Origin of the sequence: Micromonospora sp. NPDC048986 (genome assembly GCF_040649335.1) — a bacterium.
Taxonomy (GTDB): domain Bacteria; phylum Actinomycetota; class Actinomycetes; order Mycobacteriales; family Micromonosporaceae; genus Micromonospora; species Micromonospora alfalfae.
This window is the reverse complement of record NZ_JBEZFJ010000017.1, coordinates 80785-104403: the sequence shown is the minus strand read 5'-3', so window position 1 is coordinate 104403 and position 23619 is coordinate 80785. Positions and strand designations below refer to the sequence as shown.

General features: G+C 72.5%; 24 protein-coding genes. 10 read left to right on the top strand and 14 right to left on the bottom strand.

Annotated features, from left to right (window positions below):
- The first annotated feature begins 5 nt into the window (after positions 1 to 5).
- Positions 6 to 2162, top strand: coding sequence for an elongation factor G-like protein EF-G2 (locus tag AB0B94_RS28850; protein WP_357287433.1), 2157 nt, complete (start codon positions 6 to 8; stop codon positions 2160 to 2162).
- A 259-nt stretch (positions 2163 to 2421) separates the two neighbouring features.
- On the opposite strand, the gene AB0B94_RS28845 is transcribed toward AB0B94_RS28850, so the two are convergent.
- Positions 2422 to 3480 carry an aldo/keto reductase gene (locus AB0B94_RS28845; protein ID WP_357287430.1) on the bottom strand — a complete coding sequence of 353 codons (1059 nt, stop codon included), beginning with the start codon at positions 3478 to 3480 and terminating at the stop codon, positions 2422 to 2424.
- Positions 3481 to 3578: 98 nt separating this feature from the next.
- Between AB0B94_RS28845 and AB0B94_RS28840 the strand changes: the two genes are divergently transcribed.
- On the top strand, positions 3579 to 4061 hold the full coding sequence (locus AB0B94_RS28840) for a hypothetical protein (protein WP_357287426.1): 483 nt from the start codon (positions 3579 to 3581) through the stop codon (positions 4059 to 4061).
- Positions 4062 to 4110: 49 nt separating this feature from the next.
- On the opposite strand, the gene AB0B94_RS28835 is transcribed toward AB0B94_RS28840, so the two are convergent.
- Entirely contained in the window at positions 4111 to 4623 is a 513-nt protein-coding gene (locus tag AB0B94_RS28835; protein WP_181518504.1) for an HIT domain-containing protein, read from the bottom strand.
- Positions 4624 to 4799: 176 nt separating this feature from the next.
- Here AB0B94_RS28835 and AB0B94_RS28830 point away from each other — a divergent pair, with 176 nt between their 5' ends.
- Positions 4800 to 5528 carry a D-Ala-D-Ala carboxypeptidase family metallohydrolase gene (locus AB0B94_RS28830; RefSeq protein ID WP_357287423.1) on the top strand — a complete coding sequence of 243 codons (729 nt, stop codon included), beginning with the start codon at positions 4800 to 4802 and terminating at the stop codon, positions 5526 to 5528.
- 299 nt (positions 5529 to 5827) lie between these two features.
- On the opposite strand, the gene thrS is transcribed toward AB0B94_RS28830, so the two are convergent.
- Positions 5828 to 7834, bottom strand: a complete 2007-nt coding sequence (gene thrS, locus AB0B94_RS28825; RefSeq protein WP_357287419.1) for a threonine--tRNA ligase — start codon at positions 7832 to 7834, stop codon at positions 5828 to 5830.
- Between the two features lie 188 nt (positions 7835 to 8022).
- Between thrS and AB0B94_RS28820 the strand changes: the two genes are divergently transcribed.
- Complete coding sequence (locus AB0B94_RS28820; protein WP_357287416.1) at positions 8023 to 8967, top strand: DUF1775 domain-containing protein; 945 nt, start codon at positions 8023 to 8025, stop codon at positions 8965 to 8967.
- Between the two features lie 152 nt (positions 8968 to 9119).
- Here AB0B94_RS28820 and AB0B94_RS28815 read toward each other — a convergent pair whose 3' ends face one another.
- Positions 9120 to 10040: an ADP-ribosylglycohydrolase family protein gene (locus AB0B94_RS28815; RefSeq protein WP_357287413.1), complete on the bottom strand. Its 921-nt coding sequence runs from the start codon at positions 10038 to 10040 to the stop codon at positions 9120 to 9122.
- A gap of 73 nt (positions 10041 to 10113) precedes the next feature.
- Here AB0B94_RS28815 and AB0B94_RS28810 point away from each other — a divergent pair, with 73 nt between their 5' ends.
- Positions 10114 to 10803 (top strand): response regulator transcription factor, encoded by a 690-nt coding sequence (locus tag AB0B94_RS28810; protein WP_091401712.1) that lies wholly within the window; start codon positions 10114 to 10116, stop codon positions 10801 to 10803.
- 29 nt (positions 10804 to 10832) lie between these two features.
- The gene (locus AB0B94_RS28805) at positions 10833 to 12236 is read left to right on the top strand and encodes a HAMP domain-containing sensor histidine kinase (protein ID WP_357287410.1); all 1404 of its coding nucleotides are present in this window, start codon (positions 10833 to 10835) and stop codon (positions 12234 to 12236) included.
- 286 nt (positions 12237 to 12522) lie between these two features.
- On the opposite strand, the gene AB0B94_RS28800 is transcribed toward AB0B94_RS28805, so the two are convergent.
- Together AB0B94_RS28800 and AB0B94_RS28795 are read right to left on the bottom strand one after the other, a co-directional pair.
- A complete protein-coding gene (locus AB0B94_RS28800) occupies positions 12523 to 13545 on the bottom strand; it encodes an adenosine deaminase (protein ID WP_350855855.1) in 1023 nt (340 codons plus the stop codon).
- Entirely contained in the window at positions 13542 to 14390 is an 849-nt protein-coding gene (locus AB0B94_RS28795; protein ID WP_357287406.1) for a trans-aconitate 2-methyltransferase, read from the bottom strand. The genes AB0B94_RS28800 and AB0B94_RS28795 overlap by 4 nt, the downstream gene beginning before the upstream one ends.
- 29 nt (positions 14391 to 14419) lie before the next feature.
- Between AB0B94_RS28795 and AB0B94_RS28790 the strand changes: the two genes are divergently transcribed.
- Both AB0B94_RS28790 and AB0B94_RS28785 read left to right on the top strand, forming a co-directional pair.
- Positions 14420 to 15403: an aldo/keto reductase gene (locus AB0B94_RS28790; RefSeq protein WP_357287403.1), complete on the top strand. Its 984-nt coding sequence runs from the start codon at positions 14420 to 14422 to the stop codon at positions 15401 to 15403.
- Positions 15404 to 15491: 88 nt separating this feature from the next.
- Positions 15492 to 15683, top strand: a complete 192-nt coding sequence (locus tag AB0B94_RS28785; RefSeq protein ID WP_238671989.1) for a hypothetical protein — start codon at positions 15492 to 15494, stop codon at positions 15681 to 15683.
- A 121-nt stretch (positions 15684 to 15804) separates the two neighbouring features.
- Here the strand turns inward: AB0B94_RS28785 and AB0B94_RS28780 are convergent, their stop codons facing one another.
- The 7 genes from AB0B94_RS28780 to AB0B94_RS28750 form a co-directional block, all read right to left on the bottom strand.
- The gene (locus AB0B94_RS28780) at positions 15805 to 16008 is read right to left on the bottom strand and encodes a cold-shock protein (protein WP_030338233.1); all 204 of its coding nucleotides are present in this window, start codon (positions 16006 to 16008) and stop codon (positions 15805 to 15807) included.
- Positions 16009 to 16295: 287 nt separating this feature from the next.
- A complete protein-coding gene (locus tag AB0B94_RS28775) occupies positions 16296 to 16568 on the bottom strand; it encodes a DUF4235 domain-containing protein (protein ID WP_357287398.1) in 273 nt (90 codons plus the stop codon).
- On the bottom strand, positions 16565 to 16939 hold the full coding sequence (locus AB0B94_RS28770; RefSeq protein ID WP_196927356.1) for a DUF3618 domain-containing protein: 375 nt from the start codon (positions 16937 to 16939) through the stop codon (positions 16565 to 16567). The genes AB0B94_RS28775 and AB0B94_RS28770 overlap by 4 nt, the downstream gene beginning before the upstream one ends.
- Positions 16936 to 17370: a phage holin family protein gene (locus AB0B94_RS28765; protein WP_030338239.1), complete on the bottom strand. Its 435-nt coding sequence runs from the start codon at positions 17368 to 17370 to the stop codon at positions 16936 to 16938. The genes AB0B94_RS28770 and AB0B94_RS28765 overlap by 4 nt, the downstream gene beginning before the upstream one ends.
- Before the next feature lie 594 nt (positions 17371 to 17964).
- Positions 17965 to 19152, bottom strand: a complete 1188-nt coding sequence (locus AB0B94_RS28760) for a mechanosensitive ion channel domain-containing protein (RefSeq protein ID WP_238669948.1) — start codon at positions 19150 to 19152, stop codon at positions 17965 to 17967.
- A gap of 83 nt (positions 19153 to 19235) precedes the next feature.
- Complete coding sequence (locus AB0B94_RS28755; protein ID WP_238669947.1) at positions 19236 to 20057, bottom strand: DUF1206 domain-containing protein; 822 nt, start codon at positions 20055 to 20057, stop codon at positions 19236 to 19238.
- Between the two features lie 59 nt (positions 20058 to 20116).
- Positions 20117 to 20461, bottom strand: coding sequence for a hypothetical protein (locus tag AB0B94_RS28750; RefSeq protein WP_357287595.1), 345 nt, complete (start codon positions 20459 to 20461; stop codon positions 20117 to 20119).
- 117 nt (positions 20462 to 20578) lie between these two features.
- Here AB0B94_RS28750 and AB0B94_RS28745 point away from each other — a divergent pair, with 117 nt between their 5' ends.
- Both AB0B94_RS28745 and AB0B94_RS28740 read left to right on the top strand, forming a co-directional pair.
- On the top strand, positions 20579 to 21805 hold the full coding sequence (locus AB0B94_RS28745; RefSeq protein WP_357287393.1) for a cysteine desulfurase-like protein: 1227 nt from the start codon (positions 20579 to 20581) through the stop codon (positions 21803 to 21805).
- Positions 21802 to 22089: a GNAT family N-acetyltransferase gene (locus tag AB0B94_RS28740; protein WP_357287390.1), complete on the top strand. Its 288-nt coding sequence runs from the start codon at positions 21802 to 21804 to the stop codon at positions 22087 to 22089. The genes AB0B94_RS28745 and AB0B94_RS28740 overlap by 4 nt, the downstream gene beginning before the upstream one ends.
- Here the strand turns inward: AB0B94_RS28740 and AB0B94_RS28735 are convergent.
- Positions 22086 to 23579, bottom strand: coding sequence for a glycoside hydrolase family 3 N-terminal domain-containing protein (locus tag AB0B94_RS28735; protein WP_357287387.1), 1494 nt, complete (start codon positions 23577 to 23579; stop codon positions 22086 to 22088). The genes AB0B94_RS28740 and AB0B94_RS28735 overlap by 4 nt on opposite strands.
- Positions 23580 to 23619 lie beyond the last annotated feature (40 nt).

Below are 23619 nucleotides of genomic sequence, written 5' to 3'. Positions count from 1 at the left end.
GCCCCATGGCGCAGAAGAGTCACGACAAAGGTTCCACCGGCGGCACGCCAGTGGTGACCGAGCCCGAGCGGGTTCGCAACGTGGTGCTCGTCGGGCATTCCGGGGCGGGCAAGACCACACTGGTCGAGGCCCTGCTCGCGGCGACCGGCACGATCGGCCGCGCCGGCACCGTCGTCGACGGCACCACCGTCGGCGACCACGACCCCGCCGCCGTACGCCAGCAGCGCTCGGTCAGCCTGTCCTGCGCGCCGCTGCTGCACAACGGCATCAAGGTCAACCTGCTGGACACCCCCGGGTACGCCGACTTCATCGGCGAGCTGCGCGCCGGGCTGCGAGCCGCCGACGCCGCGCTCTTCGTGGTCTCCGCGGCGGGCGGCATGGACGCGGCCACCGTCGCGCTGTGGGAGGAGTGCGCCGCTGTCGACATGCCCCGCGCTGTCGCGGTGGCCCGACTGGACCAACCCCGCGCCGACGTCGACGAGACGGTGGCGCTCTGCCAGCGCCTCTTCGGTGACAACGTGATGCCCCTCTACCTGCCGATGCTCGGCGACGACGGGGTCTCCACCGAGGGGCTGCTCGGCCTGATCACCCGTCGGGTCTTCGACTACAGCGCCGGGCTCCCCGCCGACGTCCGCGACCCGGACCCGGAGCACCAGCGGGCCATCGACGAGTCCCGCGACGAGCTGATCGAGGGGATCATCGCCGAGAGCGAGGACGAGACCCTCATGGACCGCTACCTCGACGGTGAGGAGATCAGCACCGAGGTGCTCATCGACGACCTGGAGAAGGCAGTCGCCCGGGGACACTTCTACCCGGTGGTGCCGGTCTGCGCCCAGACCGGTGTCGGGCTGGATGTGCTGCTGGAGGTGCTGACCGCCGCGTTCCCGTCGCCGCTGGAACACGAGCTGCCGGCGGTGACCGGCGTGGACGGCTCGCCGCGTCAGCCGCTGAGCTGCGACCCGGCCGGGCCGCTGGTCGCCGAGGTCGTCAAGACCACAGTCGACCGCCACGTCGGTCGGGTCTCGCTGGTCCGGGTCTTCTCCGGCACGCTGCGCCCCGACCAGACGGTGCACATCTGCGGGCACGGCATGGCCGAACGCGGGCACCCCGACCACGATGCCGACGAGCGGGTCGGGCACATCTACACCCCGCTGGGCGCCACACTGCGTGAGGTGTCGCTCTGCGTCGCCGGTGACATCTGCGCGATCACCAAGTCGGGCAGCGCCGAGACCGGCGACACCATCTCGACCACTGACGACCCGCTGCTGATCGCCCCCTGGGAGATGCCGGAGCCGCTGCTGCCGGTGGCGATCGCCGCCCGTAGCCGCGCCGACGAGGATGCCCTGGCCCGCAACCTCGCCCGTCTGGTCGCCGGCGACCCCACGCTGCGGCCGGACCGCAACCAGGAGACCCACCAACTGGTGCTCTGGTGCATGGGCGAGGCACACGCGGACGTGGTGCTCGACCGGCTGCGCGCCGGCGGTGTCGAGCTGGACACCGAGCCGGTCAAGGTGTCGCTGCGCGAGACCCTGACAGTGCCCGCCAAGGGGCACGGCCGCCACGTCAAGCAATCCGGCGGCCACGGCCAGTACGCGGTCTGCGACATCGAGGTCGAGCCGCTACCCCGCGGCAGTGGCTTCGAGTTCGTCGACCGGGTGGTCGGCGGTGCGGTGCCGCACAACTACATCCCGTCCGTGGAGAAGGGCGTCCGCGCCCAACTGGAGCGCGGGCTGGTCGCCGGGCACCCCGTGGTGGACCTGCGGGTGACCCTGGTCGACGGCAAGTCGCACAGCGTCGACTCCTCCGACGCGGCCTTCCAGACCGCCGGCGCGCTGGCGCTGCGCGACGCCGCCGAGCGTGGCCAGCCGGCCCTGCTGGAGCCGATCGACGAGGTCACCATCAGGGTTCCGGACGGCTCGGTGGGCACCGTGCTGGGCGACCTGTCCGGCCGACGCGGCCGGGTGCTCGGCACCGAACCGGACCAGGACACCGAGGGCCGCACCCTCGTCCGCGCCGAAGTGCCGGCCACCGAGCTGCTTCGGTACGCCGTCGAGCTGCGCTCCATGACGGCCGGCACCGGCACCTTCCGCCGTCACTTCGTCCGCCACGACCCCATGCCCGCCCACCTGGCCGACCAGACCCGCAAGCAACAACTCCCCTAACCCCCAACCCAACCCAACCCCGCCCCGCCCCGCCCCGCCCCGCCCCACCCCGCCCCACCCCGCCCCACCCCGGCGATCTTGCACTTTCTGTTGTCCTTATGTCGCTCTCACGGCATAAGTCCCCGCAGAAAGTGCAAGATCGGCGAGGAATGGGCCGCCCTCCGGGGTCGATCATGGAGTTGTGGTGGGCGGAATGCCGATCTATGCCCGTTTTTGCGGGGCACCACAACTCCATGATCGACCCGGGAAGGGCGGGGGGCTATGGATGGACTGTGGGGTGGGTGGGGCGGGGCCAGTGGGGGCGGTCGGCGTCGCGCAGGGCTGCGGTGCGGACGGCGGCGAGCTGGCGTTCCACCTCGACGAACTGGTCCGCCGGCAGCGGGCCCCGGTGCAGCGCGGCGGCGTTCTCCTCGACCTGGGCGACCGTACGACAGCCCGGGATCGGGATGGCGCGACCGCTGCGCGCCCAGATCCAGCCCAACGCGCCCTGGGCGAGGGTGCGCCCGTCGGCGGTGAGCGCGGCACGGACCGCGCCGACCCGACGCAGCCACTCCGGTGCCGGCCGGCCACCCCGGAACCACTCCAACCAGCCCGGGGCCAGCCCGCGTACGTCGTCGCGGGGCAACGTCGACCCGGCCGTGTACTTGCCGGTGAGCAGCCCCATCCCGAGTGGACCCCGGTTGACGCTGGCCAGGTCGTACTTGTCGCAGACGGCGAGCAGCTCGGGGGCGTCGCGCAGCACCGACAGGGCGTGCTGCACGGCGGTGGCACCGGCGGCGGCGTGCCCGAACGCGGCAGCCCGGTCGGTGCGGTCGGTGCTCCACCCGTACGCGCGGATCAGGCCCTCGGCCACCAGGTCCTCGGCGGTCCCGATCAGCGCCTGCGCCCTCGGCACCGACAGGTCGGCCAGGTGCAGCTGATAGAGGTCGATCCGGTCGGTGTTCAACCGGCGCAGGGAGGCGGTCACGGCACTGCGCAGGTACCCGGGCGACGCGTCCTCGCCGGTGGCCTGCCGGCTCGCCTCGTCGAAGGTGTAACCCCACTTGGTGGCGATCACGGCGTCGTCGCGGCGGCCGGCGAGCGCCCGACCGAGCACCCGCTCACCGTGCCCGGCCCCGTACGTGTCGGCGGTGTCGAAGAGGGTGATCCCCAGATCGAGTGCCCGGCGTACCGCCCGCACCGACTCGTCGTCGTCGACAGCGCCCCAGCCCAGCGGTTGAGTGCCCTGCGCCCAGGGCCCGCCGATCGCCCAGCACCCCATGCCGAGGGCGCTGACCTCGATGCCGCTGCGCCCCAACACCCGCGTCGTGACTGCCATCGGCCGATCGTGCCACCTTCGACGGGCCGGGGCGTAGCAGATCCGCTGGCGGACACGCGGGTGCACGGAGACGGTAACGGTGCGGCATGATCAACGCTATGCGACGGCTCGGAGTGGACATCGGCGGAGTGATCATCGAGCCGGCCGACGACGACGCGGACACCTCGTTCTTCGGCGCGCACTACCTGCGTACCCCGGCCGTCGTCGGGGCGTTCGACGCGCTCGCGGCGCTCGGCCCGGCGTTCGACGAGGTGCACCTGGTGTCCAAGTGCGGGGAGGCCACCGAGCGGCGTACCAGGCAGTGGCTGGCCCACCACGATTTTCCGGCGCGCACCGGCGTCCCGGTGCAGCGGGTGCACTTCTGCCGCACCCGGGCGGACAAGGCGCCGATCGCCAGCCGCCTCGACCTGACCCACTTCGTGGACGACAAGCTTGAGGTGCTCGGCTATCTCGACTCGGTGCCGCACCGCTTCCTGTTCCGGCCCCGAACGGCCGAGGTCGCCGCACACGCCGCGCTGCTGCCCCGCGTACGCCGGGTGGAGAGCTGGTCGGAGCTGCTGCCGCTGTTGCGCGCCGCCTAGCCGGAGCGGTGCGCGGGTCGCGCGGCCGGCGCGGCGCGGCCGGCGGCGGTCAGGACGGCCAGGCGCGGGCGAGCAGGTCGCGGGTGTCGCCGAGCAACTGCGGCAGGACCTTGGTGCGGCCGATGACCGGCATGAAGTTCGCGTCGCCGCCCCAGCGCGGCACCACGTGCTGGTGCAGGTGCGCGGCGATGCCGGCGCCGGCCACCCCGCCCTGGTTCATGCCCAGGTTGAAGCCGTGGGCGTTGCTGACCTTGCGGATCACCCGCATGGCGGTCTGGGTGTACGACGCCAGCTCGGTGGTCTCCGGCACGTCCAGGTCGGTGTAGTCGGCGACGTGCCGGTAGGGGCAGACCAGCAGGTGCCCCGGGTTGTACGGGTAGAGGTTGAGCACCACGAAGACGTGCTCGCCCCGGGCCACCACCAGGCTCTCCTCCGGAGGCAGCTGCGGCCCTCGGCAGAAGGGGCAGCCGGTGGGCTTCTCGTAGCCCTCGGCCGGGCGGTCCTCGCCGGAGATGTAGGTCATCCGGTGCGGCGTCCAGAGCCGCTCCAGGCCGTCCGCCATGCCGTCACTGTCCGTGTGCCGTTCCGCCCCTGTCACGAGCCGATCCTACGGAGCCCCGCGGGCAGGCCGCGACACGCGCCTTCGATAAACCCGGGACTGCAAGTTCTTGACGGATCAAAGTCCAGGCATGAAACTTCCATGCATCCACGTACTTCCATGCATTGATGGAGGGCTTCATGTTCCGACGGCTCGGCAGGTTCCTCGCGGCACTGGCGTTGACCGCCGCCACCACAGTGGCCGGCGTCACAGTCACCGCCGGCGCGGCCCAGGCGGACGGCTGCTACACCTGGGGACGCACCCTGTCCCAGGGGGCATCCGGCGAGGACGTCCGGCAACTCCAGATCCGGGTCGCCGGCTACCCCGGCTACGGCGCGGTGCTCACCCTCGACGGCGCGTACGGCCCAGCCACCCGATCGGCGGTGATCCGCTTCCAGCAGGCGTACGGGCTGCCCGCCGACGGCATCGCCGGCCCACAGACGTTCAACCGGCTCTACGCCCTCCAGGACGACGACTGCACCCCGGCCAACTTCAGCTACCCCGAACTGAACAAGTGCAACAGCGACTGGTCCGGCGGCGCGGTCTCGGCGAGCACCGCCCGGTTCAACGCGCTCGTCTCGATGTGGAAACTCCAGGCCATGCGCCACGCCCTCGGTGACGTGAGCATCGCGATCAGCAGCAGCTTCCGCAGCTACGCCTGCAACAGCGCCGTCGGCGGCGCGTCAAACAGCAGGCACCTGTACGGCGACGGGGTGGACCTGGTCGGCTCCCCGTCGTTCTGCCGGCTGGCGCAGCAGGCCCGCAACCACGGCTTCGGGCAGATCCTCGGCCCCGGCTACCCCGATCACAACGACCACACCCACGTGGCAGCGGTCGGAGGCTGGTCAGCGCCGAACTGCGGCATCTGACACCCGCCACCGCTCCCGGGCGCAGCGCTCCCGCGCCACCTCCCGGCGCAGCGCTCCCGGCGCTGCCTCCGGACGCCGCGCTCTCGCGCCACCTCGTTCCTGGCGAAGATCGCGCTCGAACATGGAAGTAGTGGCTTCCCCCACCGGGGAGGCCACTACTTCCTGGATCGAGCGCGATCATGCAGGGCGCGAGCGCCGCGCGGGCCGCGAGCGAGCCGCGCGCCAGCCCGGTCGAGCGGGTTACGGGCGAGCCGCAGGCGGGGTGCGGGCGGCGCGCTGGCGGCGCGCGGTGGTGCCGTTTACTCCGCGGCGGCGGACGGGCCGATGTTGGTCCGCGAGCTGACCACGTCCAGCACGTGGGTCACCGCCTCGGCGACCGGTACCCCGTTGCGCTGGGAGCCGTCGCGATAGCGGAAGGAGACCGTGCCGGCGGCCACGTCGTCGTCACCGGCGATCACCATGAACGGGATCTTCTGCTGCTGCGCCGTCCGGATCTTCTTCTGCATCCGGTCGTCACCAGCGTCCACCTGGGCGCGGATGCCCTCGGCGCGCAGTGCCGCGACGAAGCCGTGCAGGTAGTCGGTGTGGTCCTCGCGGATCGGGATGCCCACCACCTGCACCGGTGCCAGCCAGGCCGGGAAGGCGCCCGCGTAGTGCTCGGTGAGCACCCCGAAGAACCGCTCGATCGACCCGAACAGCGCACGGTGGATCATCACGGGCCGCTGGCGACTGCCGTCGGCGGCCTGGTACTCCAACGCGAACCGCTCCGGCTGGTTGAAGTCGACCTGGATGGTGGACATCTGCCAGGTCCGGCCGATGGCGTCACGGGCCTGCACGGAGATCTTCGGCCCGTAGAACGCCGCGCCGCCCGGGTCGGGAACCAGGTCCAGGCCGGAGGTCGCGGCGGCAGTGCGCAGCGCCTCGGTGGCCTCGGCCCAGTCCTCGTCCGCCCCGATGAACTTCGGTGAGTCGTCCCGGGTCGACAGCTCCAGGTAGAAGTCGTCCAGGCCGTAGTCGCGCAGCAGGTCGAGCACGAAGCTGAGCAGCGTGGACAGCTCACCGGCCATCTGCTCGCGGGTGCAGTAGATGTGCGAGTCGTCCTGGGTCAGGCCACGGACCCGGGTGAGGCCGTGCACGACGCCGGACTTCTCGTACCGGTAGACGGTGCCGAACTCGAACATCCGCAGCGGCAGCTCCCGGTACGACCGCCCGCGCGACCTGAAGATCAGGTTGTGCATCGGGCAGTTCATCGCCTTGAGGTAGTAGTCCGCGCCCTCCAACTGCATGGGCGGGAACATGGTGTCCGCGTAGTACGGCAGGTGACCGGAGGTCTGGAACAGCTGCGCCTTGGTGATGTGCGGGGTGTTGACGAACTCGTACCCCGCCTCCTCGTGCCGCCGCCGCGAGTAGTGCTCCATCTCGCGGCGGATGATGCCGCCCTTGGGGTGGAAGACCGCCAGGCCGGAGCCGATCTCGTCGGGGAAGCTGAACAGGTCGAGGTCCGCGCCGAGCTTGCGGTGGTCGCGCCGGGCGGCCTCCTCCAACAGCTTCAGGTACGCCTTGAGCTCGTCACGGGTCGGCCACGCGGTGCCGTACACCCGCTGTAGTTGGGGGTTCTTCTCCGACCCCCGCCAGTACGCGGCGGCGGAGCGCATGAGCTTGAACGCGCCGATCAGGCGGGTGGTCGGCAGGTGCGGACCCCGGCACAGGTCCGACCAGCAGACCTTGTCCTCCTTGGCGTCGAGGTTGTCGTAGATGGTCAGCTCGCCGCCCACCTCCATCACCTCGTCGGTGTCCAGGCCCTCACCCTTGACCTCGATCAACTCCAGCTTGAACGGCTCGTCGGCCAGCTCGGAGCGCGCCTCGTCCAGGCTGCCGAAACGGCGGCGGCGGAACCGCTGCCCGGACTTGATGATCTCCTGCATGCGCTTCTCGAGCTTGCTGAGGTCATCGGGCTGGAACGGCTTGGCGACGTCGAAGTCGTAGTAGAAGCCGTTCTCGATGGGCGGGCCGATGCCCAGCTTGGCCTCGGGGAAGATGTCCTGTACGGCCTGGGCGAGGACGTGCGCGGTGGAGTGGCGCAGCACGGTGAGCCCGTCGGGCGAATCCAGGCTGACCGGCTCGACGACGGTCTCCTCGGCCGGCGCCCAGTCCAGGTCGCGCAGCTGGCCCTGCGGGTCGCGGACCACCACGATCGCCTTGGGGCCGTTCGCGGGCAGTCCGGCCGCGGCCACCGCGTCGGCCGCCGTGGTCCCGGCGGCGACGACGACGGGGTCGGCCACGGCGGGGGTACGGGGTGCGGACACGGTGACTCCTCCAAGTGGTACGAAACGGTGCCGATCCTCGGCTCCTGCCGATGCTATCGGTCGCCCCGCCCCCGACCGGGAACGGCACCTCCCTACCGCCGACGTTGAACCTTTCGCGCTTCGCAGCCGAACTAGAAGGTGTGGCCGGAAACCGGTGCCGGCCGCGTCGACACGGATGGGGGCACGAGATGGCGAGCACGTACGGCGGTGGCCGTCGGCGGCGGATCGTGGCGGCGACCGCGGTGACCGCCGCTGGGCTGCTGCTCTGGCCTGGCACGGCGTACGCGGCGGACGTGACGACTACCCCGAGCGAGGCCCGGCAGGGCGAGGCGGTACGGCTGGAGTTCAGCGTTCCGGAGGAACGGGCCGGCACGAAGACCAACCAGATCGAGGTACGGCTGCCGGCCGACGCGCCGATCGCCGAGGTCTACCCCATGTCGGTGAACGGCTGGGCGCCCCGGATCAGCTCCCGCACCCTGGACAAGCCGATGGCAGGTATCCACTCCTCCGGGGTGAGCACTGTGACGACCGCGGTGACCTGGGTCCGGGTCGGTGCGAGTGATCCCGGGCCGGCTCGGCTGGCGCTCTCCATGGGGCCGATGCCGCAGGCCGAGCGGCTCACCTTCGAGGTCGTCCAGACGTACGCCGATGGCACTGTGGTCCGGTGGGCGGACGCCGCCGGCCCGCACCGGGCTCCGACGCTCGCCCTGCTGCCGGCGGTGCCCGGCGCCGCGGGTCCGGCCGCACACGGCGGGCACGCCGGCCCGGCGGCCGGCGCACCGGCCGCGGCGGACGACGGTGTGGACGCCGCACCGCCGGCCCGGGCGGACGGTGCCGACGAGGGCAGCGCCGACGGGATGCTGGCCGCCGGCCTGCTGGCCGGGCTGGGCGGCGGCGCGGCGATCGGCTGGCTGGTCAGCCGGTGGCGCCGACGCGACCCTGACGAGGCCACCGCGCTCGCCGAGGTGACCGGCGACCCGGACGAGGCCGCGACGCTGGCCGAGATAACCGGCCGCGCAGCCGGCACCGCAACGCCAGACCCGACGCCCGCCGACCCGCGATCCGCCGACCCGCAGCCCGCCGACCCGACGCCCGCCGAACCGCAGCCGGCTGTTCCGGCAGCATCACGGTGATCCACTCGGCGTCCAGGAAACCGCGGCATCCCCGCCGCCCGGACGACCCGATATGCAGAAAGCCGAGTTGATCGTGAGGCAGCCCGCGCTGGGCAGCCCGCCCACGGCAGCCCGCGCCGGGCAGCCCGGTGGACCAGGGCAGCCCCCCGGGGTCAGGGAAGCCAGGTAGGTAGCGGCTCGCGGGAGGCCAGCCACCTCTCGGGCACCCCGCCCGGGGTGCCGACGCCGGTGTGCGCCGCCACCACGGCGCCGACGATGGCGGCAGTGGTGTCCACGTCCCCGCCGGCCCGTACGCACGTCTGGATGGCCGCCGGGTAGTCGTCCAGGTGCGTGGCGGCCACCCAGAGAGTGAAACCGACGGTGTCCTGGGCGGTCACCCGGGAGCCGTTGCCGAGCGCCGCCACCACCCCGGGCAACGGCCGGCCGAGCAGCCCGGCAGCCCGGGATACGCCCCGATGCACCTCGGTGCCCGGGTCGAGCGCGGCGGCGATCCCGGCGAGCAGCCGCTCCGGGGACGGCCGGTGCCCGTCGAGGCGGGCTCGGGCGGCCAGCGCGGCGGCCACGGCGACCGCGACCGCGCCGGCGACGCCCTCGGGGTGCGCGTGCGTCACCTCGGCGGAGGCGCGCGCCTGTGCCGCGGCGCGCGCTGTCGAGTCGGCGAAATACGCGCCCAGCGGGCCGACCCGCATCGCCGCGCCGTTGCCGCAGGAGCCCTGCCCGTCGAAGGCGGAGACGGCGGCCAGCGGCCACGGGGTGCCGGCGCGGATCAGCCCCAGGATGAGCATCGCGCCAGCGCCGTAGCCTCGGCGCTCAGTGCATCGCCCGGCGAAGGAGAGGGCCAGCCGGTCCCGGTCGATGCCGCCGGAGTCGGCCAACTCAGCGAGGACCGAGCAGGCCATCTCGGTGTCGTCGGTCCATTCCCAGGGCGCTGGCGGCAGCGCGTCGGCGGCGAGATCCACTGGCGCCGGCCCCGGCAGGAAGTACTGCGCGCCGAGCGCGTCGCCGGTGGAGAGACCGGCGAGGCTGTCCCGGGCGAGCGCCAGGCGGGCATCGGCGAACAGGGTGAACGACATCGTCGTACCAGCTTGCCCGCTCGCCAGGCACGCCGCAACGCGATCAACTTGCCAGGCCAAGTACGGTCTTGTCGTGGCCTCCGTGCTCCTGGTCGAAGACGATCACGTCGTACGCGGCGCGATGCTGCGGTCCCTCACCGACCGGGGGCACGCCGTGCACGCCGTGGGTACGGCGTTGGACGCCCTGCGTCGGGTCGCCGCGGAGACACCCGACCTGGTGGTGCTCGACCTCGGCCTACCCGACCTGGACGGCTCGGACGCGCTGCGGATGTTGCGCGGCATCACCGACGTTCCGATCATCATCGCCACCGCCCGCGACGACGAGCAGTCGGTGGTCAAGCTGCTGCGCGCCGGCGCCGACGACTACATGGTCAAACCGTTCACCGGGGCGCACCTGGACGCCCGGATCACCACAGTGCTGCGCCGGGCCGGCCGGGCCAGTCGGTCCGTGCAGCCGGCTGTGCACAGCGTCGGCGGGCTGCGGGTGGACGTGGGCGAGCGCAGCGCCCAGCTCGACGGGGAGCCGCTGGCGCTGACCCGCAAGGAATTCGACCTGTTGGCGTATCTCGCCGCACGACCTGGGCGGGTAGTGTCCCGCCGGGAGCTCTTGGAGGAGGTATGGCGGCAGCCATCGGTCGGCGAGGATCAGACCATCGACGTTCACCTGTACTGGCTCCGCAGAAAGATGGGCGAGTCCGCGGCGAAGCCGCGCTACCTGCGCACCGTGCGGGGGGTCGGATTCCGGCTGGTGGCACCGGACTGAGGACGGCGCTGGCCCTGCTCACGGCCGGCATGTGCAGTCTCGTGGCGCTCGCGTTCCTGATCCCGCTCGGTCTCAGCCTGCGCGAGCAGAGTCGGGACGAGGCGATCGCCGACGCGGCGCGGCGCAGCGCGCTGGTGACGGGTGCGCTGGCGGTGAGCACCGACCCGGCGGTCGTCGAGCGTGCCGTGGTGGCCAGCGCCGAAGGTGCCCCCACCCGGCCCGTGGTGCACGGGTTGGGATTGGACGAATCCGCTGGTCGGGCCAGCGGCAGCGACCTGGACCGGGCCCGCTCCGAGCGTCAGTCGTTGGTGGTCGACGTCGACGGGGGCGCGGCCCGGCTCGATCCGGTCGTCCTCGGTGACCGCACGGCGGTGGTCGAGGTGTTCCTACCGGAGTCGACGCTGGGCGAGGGCGCCGGCGGCACCTGGTTGCTGCTGTTCGCCGTCGGCGCGGCGATGGCCGGCGCGGCGGTGCTGGTGGTCGACCGGGTCGCTGCCCGCGCGGTGGACTCCACCCGCGGTCTGGTCAAGGCCGCGCTCTCCATCGGCGACGGCGACCTCGGCGTACGCGTCGAGCCGACCGGTCCGCGCGAGCTGGCCGAGGCCGGGTACGCCTTCAACCGGATGGCGGACCGCCTGGACGCGGCCCGCACCGACGAGCGGGAGTTGGTCGCCGACCTGTCTCATCGTCTGCGTACCCCGTTGACGGTGCTGCGGTTGGACGCGGAGGCGTTGGAGTCCGACGACACCAGCGTGGGTTCGTTCAGCCCGGCGGAGTTGGACCGGCTGCGCGGGATCCGGCGGATCCGGCAGGCGATCGTCACCCTGGAGGGTGAGATCGACGTGCTGATCAAGACCACCCGTAAGACGGTGGCGCTCGAGGCCGGGCCGGCGATGTGCGACGTCAGCGAGGTGGTCCGGGACCGGATGGTGTTCTGGGCGGCGTTGGCCGGCGACCAGAACCGGCCGCACCGGGTCAACGGCGCCCAGCTGCGTATCCCGGCGCCGGTGCCGCGGGCCGAACTGGCCGCCGCGCTGGACGCGGTGATCGGCAACGTCTTCCGCTACACGCCGCAGGGCACCGCGTTCGAGGTGGCGGTGTCCCGGCGCGACGGTTACGTGGCGATCCGGATCGACGACGCCGGCCCCGGCATCGCCAACCCGGACCGGGCGCTGCGCCGGGGCGCCAGTGACCAGGGCTCGACCGGGCTCGGGCTGGACATCGCCAAGCGGGTCGCGTTGCAGGCCAACGGCTCGGTGAGCATCGACCGCGCCCGGCTGGGCGGGGCCAGTGTGGTGATGCTGCTCGCCGACCCGGAGGCGACGCCCCGGCAGGTCAGCCGCTTCGGTCTGGTCGGTCGGATGGCCCGTGACGCGCGGGACACGAAGGCCACCGGACGTCGCTGGCCCCGCCAGCGCCCCACCGACGACTGACCCGGCCGGACCCGGGGCTGTGCGCCGGCGCAAGTCTTCCTTAGATCGCGGTTAACGACGGCGTCGGATCGGCTGCGGGCTGACAGGATCACAGCACGAACCCACCAGTTCCACCGGCCGAGCGCACCACGCACCCCCGGCCGGTGGAGCCGCGCGCGCGGCGGGAGCCACAGGTCCCCCCACACCCACGCTCCCGCCGCGCGCCCTGCTCAACCAACCGGCCCAGCTCAACCAACCGGCCCAGCTCAACCAACCGGCCCGGCCGGCACCCGAGCGGCCGACCGGGTCAGCCGGCGGTGGCGAGGTACGCGTCGATCTCGGCGAGGATCCGCTGCTGGCCGGCGGCGTCCAGGAAGGACGCGGTCACCGCGTTGCGGGCCAGCCCGGCCAACCCTTCGGCGCCGACACCGAGCAGGCGGGCGGCCACCGCGTACTCGTCGTTGAGGGTGGTGCCGAACATCGGCGGGTCGTCGGAGTTGATGGTGACCAGCAGCCCGGCCTCGACCAGCCGGGGCAGCGGGTGCTCGTCGAGGGTGGCCACCGCCCGGGTACGGACGTTGGACGTCGGGCAGATCTCCATCCCGATCTGCCGCTCGGCCAGGTACGCGAGCAGCTGCGGGTCCTGCGCGGCGGAGATGCCGTGCCCGATCCGCTCGGCACCCAACTCGTTCAGCGCGTCCCAGACGGTCTGCGGCCCGGTGGTCTCCCCCGCGTGCGGCACCGAGCGCAGGCCGGCGGCGCGGGCCTGATCGAAGTAGGGCCGGAACTGCGGCCGGGGTACGCCGATCTCCGGGCCGCCCAGACCGAAACTGACCAGCCCGTCCGGGCGTTCGTCGAGCGCGATGCGCAGCGTCTCCTCGGCAGCCGGCAGGCCCGCCTCGCCGGGGATGTCGAAGCACCAGCGCAGCTCGATGCCGAAGTCGGCCAGGGCGCGCTTGCGGGCGTCCTCGATGGCCTCGCAGAACGCCGGCGCGGGAATGCCCCGCCGGACGTGCGAGTACGGGGTGATGGTCAGCTCCGCGTAGCGGACCTGTTGGCGGGCCAGCTCGCGGGCCACCTCGTGGGTGAGGATCCAGACGTCCTCCGGGTCGCGGATGAGATCCACGACGCTCAGGTAGACCTCGATGAAGTGCGCGAAGTCGCGGAACTCGAAGTAGCTGGCGAGCGCGTCCGGGTCGGCCGGAACGGGGGTGCGCCCCTCGTGGCGCGCCGCCAACTCGGCGACGATCCGGGGCAGGGCCGAGCCGACGTGGTGCACGTGCAGCTCCACCTTGGGCAGGCCGGCGATGAAGGTGGACAGGTCGGTCACTTGTTCTCCTGGGCATGGTCGCCGGTGCGGGCGACGACGAAGACGCGGCGGAACGGGAAGTACACCTGACCCTGCCGCACCGGGTACGCCGCGGTGAGCCGTACTCCCAGCTCGGCCCGGAAGGCGGACCAGCCGGCGGCGTCCAGCGCGGCCCGGACCGGGCGCAGCGCGGTGCCCTCCATCCAGGCCAGCACCGGGTGCTCGGCGGCGGGTCGAGCCGGCAGCAGGTGCACGTAGGTAGTCTCCCAGGCGTCCACCGCGCAGCCGGCGGCGGTCAGCAGCGCCGCGTAGTCGGCCGGGTCGTCCACCGGGTCCGCGCGCAGTAGCGGGGCGATGTCGGCCCGCCAGGTCGGCCGGTTGGCGACCTCCCGCAGGGCGCGGTGCGAGTCGGCGTCGAAGTTGCCGGGGACCTGCACGGCGAGCCACGCCCCGGCGGGCAGCTGGGCGGCCCACCGGCGCAGCAGCTCCTGGTGGCCGGGCACCCACTGCAGCGCCGCGTTGCTGACCACCACGTCCTCGTCGCCGGCCGGGACCCAGTCGCGCAGGTCGGCGACCGCGAAGTCGACAGGCGCGCCGAGGGCCTCGGCCCGCTCGATCATCTCGGGTGAGGCGTCGAGGGCGCGCACCCGGCTGGTCGGCCACCGTTCGGCGAGGACGGCGGTGAGCTGGCCGGGGCCGCAGCCGAGGTCGACCACCGCCCGGGGTCGCTCGGCCGGGATCCGGGCCAGGAGGTCGTGGAACGGCCGGGATCGCTCGTCGCCGAAGCGCAGGTAGGTCGTCGGGTCCCACATGGTCGCCTCCCAAACCGTACGTCCGTACTGCTTACGGTACGGCTCGCGTGGCACTGCGGCAACCCGATCACTAGGCTCGGGGCATGGAACAGCGCAGCTTCAACCGGCTCGGCCGGACCGTTGGCGCGGTCGGCCTGGGCGCGTGGCAACTCGGCGCCGACTGGGGCACCGTCAGCGAGGACGACGCGATGGCGGTGCTCGCCGCCGCCGTGGACGCCGGGGTCACCTTCCTCGACACCGCCGACGTGTACGGCGACGGCCGCAGCGAGCAGCTGATCGGCCGCTTCCTGCGCACCCGACCCGACGCCGGGCTGACCGTCGCCACCAAGATGGGCCGCCGCGTCGAGCAGCAGCCGGAGGCGTACACCCTGGCCAACTTCCGGCAGTGGACCGACCGCTCCCGGGCCAACCTGGGGATGGACACCCTGGACCTGGTCCAGTTGCACTGCCCGCCCACCGCCGTCTTCTCCTCCGACGAGGTCTTCGACGGCCTGGACACCCTGGTCGCCGAGAAGGCCATCGCCGGGTACGGGGTCAGCGTCGAGACCTGCGACCAGGCCCTCACCGCGATCGCCCGACCGGGGGTGGCGAGCGTCCAGATCATCCTCAACGCGGTCCGCCACAAGCCCCTGGAGCGGGTGCTGCCGGCCGCGGCGGCGGCCGGTGTCGGCATCATCGCCCGCGTGCCGCTCGCCAGTGGCCTGCTCTCCGGCCGCTACGACGAGCACACCGAGTTCCCCGCCGACGACCACCGCAACTACAACCGGCACGGCGCGGCCTTCGACGTCGGGGAGACGTTCTCCGGAGTCGACTTCGATCGAGGTCTGGCCGCCGTACGCCGGCTCGCCCCGCTCGTCGACGCGGACCGCACCATGGCGCAGTTCGCACTGCGCTGGGTGTTGGATCAGGCGGGCGTCACAGTGGTCATCCCCGGTGCCCGCGACGCCGACCAGGCCCGACGCAACGCCGCCGCGGCGACCCTGTCCCCGCTCACCGACGAGCAGTTGGCAGCCGTCCGCGAGACCTACGACGAGCTGATCCGCCCGCAGGTGCACGACCGGTGGTGACCCGCGCGCCCGGGGTGCTCGCGTCGCACCACCCGGCCGGCGATGCTGGACGGCGGCGCGCCGCCCCGGGCGGCGGAGAGGGGACGCGATGAGAGGTTGGCTTCCGCTCACCCTCGGCCTGCTGGCCGTGGTGATCGGTGCGGTGTGGACGGTCCAGGGCCTCGGCTACGTCAGCGGCAGCGTGATGACCGACGAGAAGATCTGGGCGGTGATCGGCCCGCTCGTGACGGCGGCCGGGCTGGTGGTGCTCTGGCTCGGCCTGCGCTCGCGTCGACGCTGACCGCTCGCCGCACCGACGATCCCGAGCAGGCGAAAGCCCCGCATCCCAACCGGGATGCGGGGCTTCACCGTGACCCTTGAACCGGATCGTCCCACTGGCCGGCGGGGGCCGGCCGTCCTACTCAGATGGGACGGACCTGCTCAGCCTGCGGGCCCTTCTGACCCTGAGCGATCTCGAACTCCACCCGCTGGTTCTCCTCCAGCGAGCGGTAGCCGCTGGTCTGGATGGCCGAGAAGTGGACGAACACGTCAGCACCCCCACCATCGACGGTGATGAAGCCGAAGCCCTTGTCAGCGTTGAACCACTTCACGGTTCCCTGAGCCATGTGTTTCTCCCTCTAAAAACTGGCGGCCGTGCACGCCGTCCGGCCGATTGGCCGTTTTTGAGCAGCGGTGCCTGAGGCGGCCCCACGAAGGAGACTTCTCTCAACCCACGCCATCTCGCAACAGCGGGGACCAGCAAATCACGGAGGTAAAAAGTCTGTCACGACCTCTCCGACGAATTTCTCCGACATGTGACCTGACGGATGCCTCAGGTGCGCTGGGCGGCGTGCGATGCCATGCGAAAGCCCCCTTCCCATCGATGCGGAAAGGGGGCTGAAGTCGCTGCTGGTCAATCCGGCCAGCTGCCGGTCATCCGGCGTACGCCGACCGCGCCGCCCCGGTCCACGGCGGCCCGGACGACAGCGAAGATGGCGCCCTGCAACGCCGCGGCGGCCAGGATCTCGCCCCAGCCGCGATCCTCGTCGGTCGCGTTGGGCGCCTCACCGTCGCCCGCGGTGACCTTCCAGACCTGCCGGAAGATCGCCCCGGCCACCGCTCCGGCGGCGAAACCCATCAACACGCCGACCGGCCGGTACGCGGCCCTGCCGATGCTCTTACTCACCTACGCCTCCCCCGCACGATCATCAGCACCACCACTGTGGCCACCGCGCCGGCCGCGATGGCCGCCCACGGCACCGGGTTGCGGCGCACCAACTCGCCCTTGTCGTACGCCTGTGCGCGTACCAACTCGCCCTTTTCGTACGCCTGCGCCCGCGCCATCCCGGCGCCACGCGCGGCCTGGCCGCGGACCCGAGCGACGGTCTGCGCCGCCTGCTCCCGCATCCGCTCCTTGGCCTGCTCGGCGGACTCCTTCAAACGCGCCTTGACGTCGGCCTTGGCGGCCAACGCCTCCATCGTCTCGCCCAACTCGACCCGGGTGCGACGGATCTCCTCGCGGAGGGCCTCCGTGTCGCCGGTCCCGTTACCGGTCATTGCCGCCCCCTGTCCTTCACCGCGGCGGTGACAGTGTCCATGTCTGCCCGGAGGCTACGGACCGTGGCCGCCGGCACCGGCGGGACGGCACGGCTGACCTGCTTCTTGCCCACCAGGGCGAGGATGCCGGCCACCAGGAAGCAGGCCACCGCCACGATCAGCGCCGCGGCCCAGGCGGGCAACACCAGGTCGAGCAGCAGGATCGCCGTGGCGACCAGCGCACCCAGACCAAAGAACGCGAGCGCGCCACCGCCGCCGAACAGGCCGATCCCGATGCCCGCGTGCTTACCCTTCTGGGTCAACTCCGCTCGAGCCAGCGTCAGTTCGTCCCGTACGAGGCGGGAGATCTGCTCGGTGGCCCGCTGCACCAACTCGGCGGTGGAGGGCTCGCTCCCGTTCTGGGATGTGCGGGCTTTCGCCACGTCAGCCATGCTGTCCTCCTTTCCTCATCACCGCGCTGTATGCCCGAAGTCGCCGCTCGTCAATCCTAAAGCGCGCCAAGCAGCTCACCGTCCCCGTTGTCCGGACGCCGCGCCGCCGATCCACGGCCAGCCGCCGCGATCACGCCAGAGACGTCCGGCAGCACATCCCCCACCCAAGCCTGGCCAAACCTCCCCCAACGGACCCCCTCCCCCCGCCCTCCCGCATCCCTCCCCCGCCCTCCCGCAGCCCTCTCCCGCCCTCCCGCATCCCTCTCCCGCCCTCCCCGCGCGTGATCAAGAGGATTCGGTCAGGAAACGCCGGGGTGGGTGACCGAAACCTCTTGATCAACCCGCTGAGGGAGGTGTGGGGCAGGCGATGCCGGGTGGGCCTGCCCGGCCGGTGCATGACCGCCGGGGCGGGCGGCGCGCGCAAGATCGCGCTCGATCCTGGTTGTAGTGGCCTCGGCGGGGATGCAGGCCACTACAACCAGGAAATTGCACGATCTTGCGGGGGCGCGGCGGCGCGGGGCGAGCGCGAGCGCGGGGCCGGGCCGGCGCGGCCTGGTGCGGGGCAGGGGCGGGCGGCAGTGGGGGCGGGGCGGGTTAGGGGCGGGTTTCTTCGGGGCCTACGAAGGCTTCGCTGCGGGCGTCGCCGTCGTCGCTGCCGCCGAAGACCCGGGCGTCGTCGGGCGCCTCGGTGTCGGACGGGCGGCGGGCCGGCCGCCTCGGCTGCACCCACTGCCAGGACAGGTTGCTGGTGGAGTCGCCCAGCTCGGTGCGCAGCCGGGGCATCGCGGTCGGGCGGTTGTCCCGGATCCAGGCGACCAGGTGCTCCCGGACGAGGCAGCGCAGGTCCCACAGGCTGCCCGCGTCGGCGGCGCTGACCAGGGCGCGCAACCGGACCGTCCCGCCGGTGGCGTCGGTGACCTGCAGGACGCAGACCCGCCCGTCCCACAGTTCGGTGCCCTCGACGAGGCGGCGCAGCTCCTCGCGCATGGTCTGCACGGGCACCGCCCAGTCGACGTCGAATTCGGCGGTGCCGAGCACCGCCGCCTCCGTCCGGGTCCAGTTCTGGAACGGTTTGCTGGTGAAGTACGAGGTGGGCAGGATCAACCGGCGGTCGTCCCAGATCTGCACCACGACGTAGCTGAGTGTCAGCTCCTCGATGCGACCCCACTCCCCTTCGACAACGACGACGTCGTCGAGCCGGACGGCGTCGCTGAAGGCGAGTTGGAGGCCGGCGAAGACGTTGCCGAGCAGGCTCTGCGCGGCGAGCGCGGCCACCACACCGACCACACCGGCCGAGGTGAGCACACCGGCGCCGATGCCCCGCACGCTGGGGAACGTCATCAGCATCACGCCCACGGTCAGGATGACGATCACCGCGATGGTCAGTCGGCGCAGCATCACCACCTGGGTCCGTACCCGCCGGGCGTGCCGGTTGTCGGGTACGTCCACCCGGAACCGGGCCAGCGCGGTGTCCTCCACGACGACCAGCAGGCAGGCGACCAGCCAGGCCACCGTGGCGATGACGCCGAGGATGAGCAGGTGCAGCAGCAGTCGCCGCCAGCTCTCGCCGACCGCGTACCCGGTGCTGAAGCGGACGGCGAACTGCACGGCAAGGACCGTTGCGGCGACCTGGAACGGGCGGTGCGCGTGGTCGGTCAGCTCGGTCAGCAGCAGTGACCGGCGGCCGAACCGCCGGGTCAACCGGTGGACGACTTCGACCAGGAACAGGGCGACCGCCGCCGCGACGAGCGCGGCGACGGCCGTTTCGAGATAGTTCTGCACGGCTTCGGTGCTCCCCTTCGACCAGACGTCGGGCACTCCGGGCAAAAGCCCAAGAGTGCCCGATGTCCGTGGTATCGACCAGCTCAGACCTTGCGGTACCGGGACTGGAGGAAGCAGTAGACGCCGAAGGCGGCGATGCCGAGGGCGACCAGGGCCAGCAGGAACGTGCCGTAGGACTGCTCCTGCAGGGTGTGCAGGGCGGCGTCCAGACCCCGGGCCTTCTCGGGGTCGTAGTTCACCGCCGCCACGATGACCAGCAGACCGGAGATGCCGTAGGCGACGCCCTTGGCGATGTATCCGGCCATGCCCAGCCGGCGGGAGAGCTGGCGGGTCTTCGGGCTCATCTCGCCGGTCTTGAGGTGCTTCTCGAACTTCTTGCGGGCACCGTAGATCACCAGGCCGATGCCGATCGCGGCGACCACCAGCCCGGCCAGGCCGACCAGCCAGCGGCCACCGCTGGAGGTCATCAGCTTGCCGCTCAACGCCTCCTGCTGGTCGGCGCTGTTCGACCCGGCGTCCTTGAAGACCTTGAAGGCGGTCCAGGCGAAGTAGAGGTAGACGATGGTCCGGCCGGCCGAGGCGAGCCGTTCCAGGACCCGCTCCTTGCCGCGCTCGGCGCGGTGCCCGACCGCCGCCTCCAGCGCCTGCCAGATCGCCATCGCGAGCAGGCCGACCGCGACGGCGATGACCAGGAACTTGCCGAGGGGCTGTGCGGAGAGGGTACGCAGCGCGCCGGACTGGTCGCCGTCATCGGACGACGTGCCGAACGCGATCTGCAACGCCAACCAGGCGAAGAGCAGGTGGACGATGCCGTAGCCGATGAAGCCGGCCCGGGCGAGGAGTTCCAGCCACCGGCTGTCCGCCGTACGGGAGGCGGTGGCTTCGGCGCTACGGGTGAGTGACATGGCGTCACAATCTCCGATTCTGAAGATTCCCAAACGTCGGCCACCGCCGCCCGCCCAGGTCAGCTGCCCGGGTTGCGCGATACGCGAATCTTGACCTGCTGGTCGGTCACGCTGTCCAGGGTGACGGCGAAGCCGCCGGCCTCGGCGGCCTGCTGGCCGGTGGTGAGGGTGAGCTGCTCACCGGCGACCTCGACGGTCACCTGGTCACCCTCGGCGCCGACCAGTTTGGCCTCGACGCCCAGGATGGTGGCGCTGGCGTCGACACCCCGCTCGAAGGTGACGGTGCAGGCGTCCAGCCCGCAGTCGGTGGAGGCGCCCTGGGAGCTGCACCCGGCGAGCACGGCGAGGCCGAGCGCCAGACCGGCGAAGAGAGCGGCAGCGCGGCGAATGGGGGGAATGGGCATGGTGGCGGGTCGGTTCGTCACCTCGCCAAGAGTACGAGACATCCGCGACGCCGCCGTTGAACGGTGATCACCTGGCGGCCGACCAGGGCACGGGGAGCACCGGCTAGGGTCCGGGACATGCCGTTCGACATCGCCCGCACCCGGGCCGCGTATCCCGCCCTGACCGAGGGCTTCGTCCATTTCGACGGTGCCGGGGGCACCCAGACCGCGGCCGGTGTGATCGACGCGGTCACCGATGCCATGCGATCGGCGATCGGCAACCGCAGTGCCGCCTTCGTACCGGGTCGCCGGTCGCTGGAGTTGGTGGCCGAGGCCCGTTCGGCGGTGGCCGACCTGCTCGGCGCCGACCCGGCCGGGGTGGTGCTCGGCCCGAGCGCGACAGCGCTGACGTACACGCTGGCCCGCACGCTCGGCGCGGCCTGGCGGCCCGGCGACGAGGTGGTGGTCTCCCGGCTCGACCACGACGCGAACGTCCGGCCGTGGGTGCGGGCCGCCGAGGCGGCCGGCGCGACGGTGCGCTGGGCCGAGGTCGACAGGCACACCGGTGAGCTGCCCGCGGCCCAGTACGCCGACCTGGTGGGCGAGCGGACCCGGCTGGTCGCTGTGACTGCCGGCAGCAACGCCATCGGCACCGTGCCGGACGTGGCGGCGATCGCCAAGACCGCGCACGCGGTCGGCGCGTTGGTCTGCGTCGACGGGGTGCACTCGGTTCCGCACGGGCCGACCGACCTGACGTCGCTCGGCGCGGACGTGCTGGTCACCAGCGCGTACAAGTGGTCTGGTCCGCACCTGGCGGCGATGGTGGCGGACCCGGCCCGCTGGGCGGCGCTGCGCCCGGCGAAGCTGGTGCCGTCCTCCGACGCGGTGCCGGACCGGTTCGAGTACGGCACGCCGAGCTTCCCGCTGCTGGCCGGTGTGGCCGCCGCCGTGGATCACCTGGCCGGGCTGGACCCGGACGCGGTCGGCGACCGGCGGGCGCGGCTGCGGGCCGGGCTGACGGCCGCCCAGGCGCACGAGGAGGCCCTGCTGGACCGGCTGCTCGCCGGGTTCGCCCAGCGGCCGGCGATCACCGTCTACGGCTCGCCGGCGCGGCGCTGCCCGACGGTCTCGTTCCGGGTCGCCGGGATGTCGCCGGCGGCCACCCAGGAGGCGTTGGGCGCCGCCGGGTTCTGCCTCTCCGTCGGCGACTACTACGCCTACGAGTACTTCCAGCTGATGGGTCTGCGCGACAGCGGCGGCGCGGTGCGGGCCAGCATCTACCACTACAACACCGCCGACGAGGTGGACCGCTTGCTCGGCGAACTCGACGCGCTGGCCGAGGCGGCGGGGAGAATGGCCGGATGAGCACCCTGGTCGAGGACAACCCGGCGAAGCACCGCTTCGAGATCCTGGTCGACGACGCGCTGGCCGGCTTCACCGCGTACCTGCCGCGCGGGGAGGTCCTGGTCTTCACCCACACCGAGGTGGACAAGGGCTTTCAGGGCAAGGGGGTGGGCGGCGCGCTGATCCGCGGCACCCTGGACCAGCTCCGGGCACGCGGCACGACAGTGGTGCCGCAGTGCCCTTTCATGGCCGCGTTCATCGACAAGCACCCCGAGTACGCCGACCTGGTGGCCGATCTTCCCTAGGGAAGGCCGGCGCCGGTGAGCACCTCGGCGGCAGCCTGCCCACTGGCCCGGGTGGCGCCGTGGGTGGCCAGGTGCACCGCCCCGGTGACCAGTTCGGGCACGCCCAACTCGACCACCACGGCGTCCGGCCGGGCGGCCAACGCGCGGTGCACGGCGTCGCGCATCCAGTCGTGCCGGTGCTGGTCGCGGACGACCAGGACCAGGGGGCGACCGCCCGCCCCGGCGCCCGGGTCCGCCGGCACGTCGGGTTCGGCGTAGCGGACGGTGCTGGTGCCGGGCAGCAGCTCGGTCAGGGGTCCGCCGATCCCCCACGGGGTCTCGGCCCCGATGGCGATGTTGCGCAGCGGCTCGAACTCGACGACGTGTGCCGCGCGGGTCAGGGGCAGCGCGACGGTCGTGCCCGGAGCGGCGGTGACCCGGACGGCCCGGCGGGCGGCGACCAGCCCGACGTGGGCGGCGCGTCCTGCGGCCGAGCCGGCGCTGCGGGCGGCCACCGTCCAGGCGGCGAGTTGACCGACGCGCTTGGCGGCCTCGGCGAGACGTTCCTCGGGCAGCTCACCGGAGACGACGGCGGCCACGATGGCGTCGCGCAGCTCGCGGGCGGACTGCTCGTCGGCCCGTTCGCCGCCGATGCAGATGGCGTCGGCCCCGGCGGCGAGGGCGCGGACCGTCGCTCCGGCGAAGCCGTACCGGTCGGCGACCGCGCGCATCTCCACCGCGTCGGTGACCACCACGCCGGAGAAGCCCAGCTCGTCGCGGAGCAACCCGCCCAGGATGCGCTGGCTCAGCGTCGCCGGCAGGTGCGGGTCGAGCGCGGGCACCAGTAGGTGACCGGTCATCACCGCCTGCACCCCGGCGGCCACGGCGGCGCGGAACGGGGCCAGTTCGCAGGCGTCCAGCCGGGCCCGGTCGGCGGTGATCAGGGGCAGGTCGTGGTGTGAGTCGACCCGGGTGTCGCCGTGCCCGGGGAAGTGTTTGGCGCAGGCCCCGACGCCGCCGGCCTGGAGCCCGCGGACCCAGGCGGCGGTGTGCCGCGCGACCAGCGCCGGGTCCGCGCCGAAGGAGCGGACGCCGATCACCGGGTTCGCCGGATTGGAGTTGACGTCGGCGTCCGGGGCGTAGTTGAGGGTGACCCCCGCCGCTGCCAGTTCGGCGCCGAGGTCCCGGGCGACGGCCTCGGTCAGCTCCGGGTCGTCGACAGCGCCGAGGGCGAAGTTGCCGGGTCGGGAGCTGCCGTGCACCGATTCGAGCCGGGTGACGTCGCCGGCCTCCTCGTCGATCGCCACGATGACGTCCGGCCGTTCCGCGCGCAGCGTCGCGGTGAGGGCTGTCACCTGCTCGGTGTCGACCACGTTGCGGGCGAAGAGCACCACCGAGCCGAGACCCTCGCCGAGCCAGCGGCACACCCATGGGGGTGGGGTGGTGCCGACGAAGCCGGGTTGCAGAACGGCGGCGGCGAGCACCGGGAGGTGCCCGTTGGTAGTTGTCACGCCGCCCCCTCGCAGTGATCGATCTCGATCACCGGCGACG

Coding starts and splice junctions, on each gene's coding strand:
- AB0B94_RS28850 (WP_357287433.1), top strand. CDS start 6: ATGGCGCAGAAGAGTCACGACAAAGGTTCCACCGGCGGCACGCCAGTG.
- AB0B94_RS28845 (WP_357287430.1), bottom strand. CDS start 3,480: ATGGCAGTCACGACGCGGGTGTTGGGGCGCAGCGGCATCGAGGTCAGC.
- AB0B94_RS28840 (WP_357287426.1), top strand. CDS start 3,579: ATGCGACGGCTCGGAGTGGACATCGGCGGAGTGATCATCGAGCCGGCC.
- AB0B94_RS28835 (WP_181518504.1), bottom strand. CDS start 4,623: ATGGCGGACGGCCTGGAGCGGCTCTGGACGCCGCACCGGATGACCTAC.
- AB0B94_RS28830 (WP_357287423.1), top strand. CDS start 4,800: ATGTTCCGACGGCTCGGCAGGTTCCTCGCGGCACTGGCGTTGACCGCC.
- AB0B94_RS28820 (WP_357287416.1), top strand. CDS start 8,023: ATGGCGAGCACGTACGGCGGTGGCCGTCGGCGGCGGATCGTGGCGGCG.
- AB0B94_RS28815 (WP_357287413.1), bottom strand. CDS start 10,040: ATGTCGTTCACCCTGTTCGCCGATGCCCGCCTGGCGCTCGCCCGGGAC.
- AB0B94_RS28805 (WP_357287410.1), top strand. CDS start 10,833: ATGTGCAGTCTCGTGGCGCTCGCGTTCCTGATCCCGCTCGGTCTCAGC.
- AB0B94_RS28790 (WP_357287403.1), top strand. CDS start 14,420: ATGGAACAGCGCAGCTTCAACCGGCTCGGCCGGACCGTTGGCGCGGTC.
- AB0B94_RS28785 (WP_238671989.1), top strand. CDS start 15,492: ATGAGAGGTTGGCTTCCGCTCACCCTCGGCCTGCTGGCCGTGGTGATC.
- AB0B94_RS28780 (WP_030338233.1), bottom strand. CDS start 16,008: ATGGCTCAGGGAACCGTGAAGTGGTTCAACGCTGACAAGGGCTTCGGC.
- AB0B94_RS28770 (WP_196927356.1), bottom strand. CDS start 16,939: ATGACCGGTAACGGGACCGGCGACACGGAGGCCCTCCGCGAGGAGATC.
- AB0B94_RS28765 (WP_030338239.1), bottom strand. CDS start 17,370: ATGGCTGACGTGGCGAAAGCCCGCACATCCCAGAACGGGAGCGAGCCC.
- AB0B94_RS28755 (WP_238669947.1), bottom strand. CDS start 20,057: ATGTCACTCACCCGTAGCGCCGAAGCCACCGCCTCCCGTACGGCGGAC.
- AB0B94_RS28750 (WP_357287595.1), bottom strand. CDS start 20,461: ATGCCCATTCCCCCCATTCGCCGCGCTGCCGCTCTCTTCGCCGGTCTG.
- AB0B94_RS28745 (WP_357287393.1), top strand. CDS start 20,579: ATGCCGTTCGACATCGCCCGCACCCGGGCCGCGTATCCCGCCCTGACC.
- AB0B94_RS28740 (WP_357287390.1), top strand. CDS start 21,802: ATGAGCACCCTGGTCGAGGACAACCCGGCGAAGCACCGCTTCGAGATC.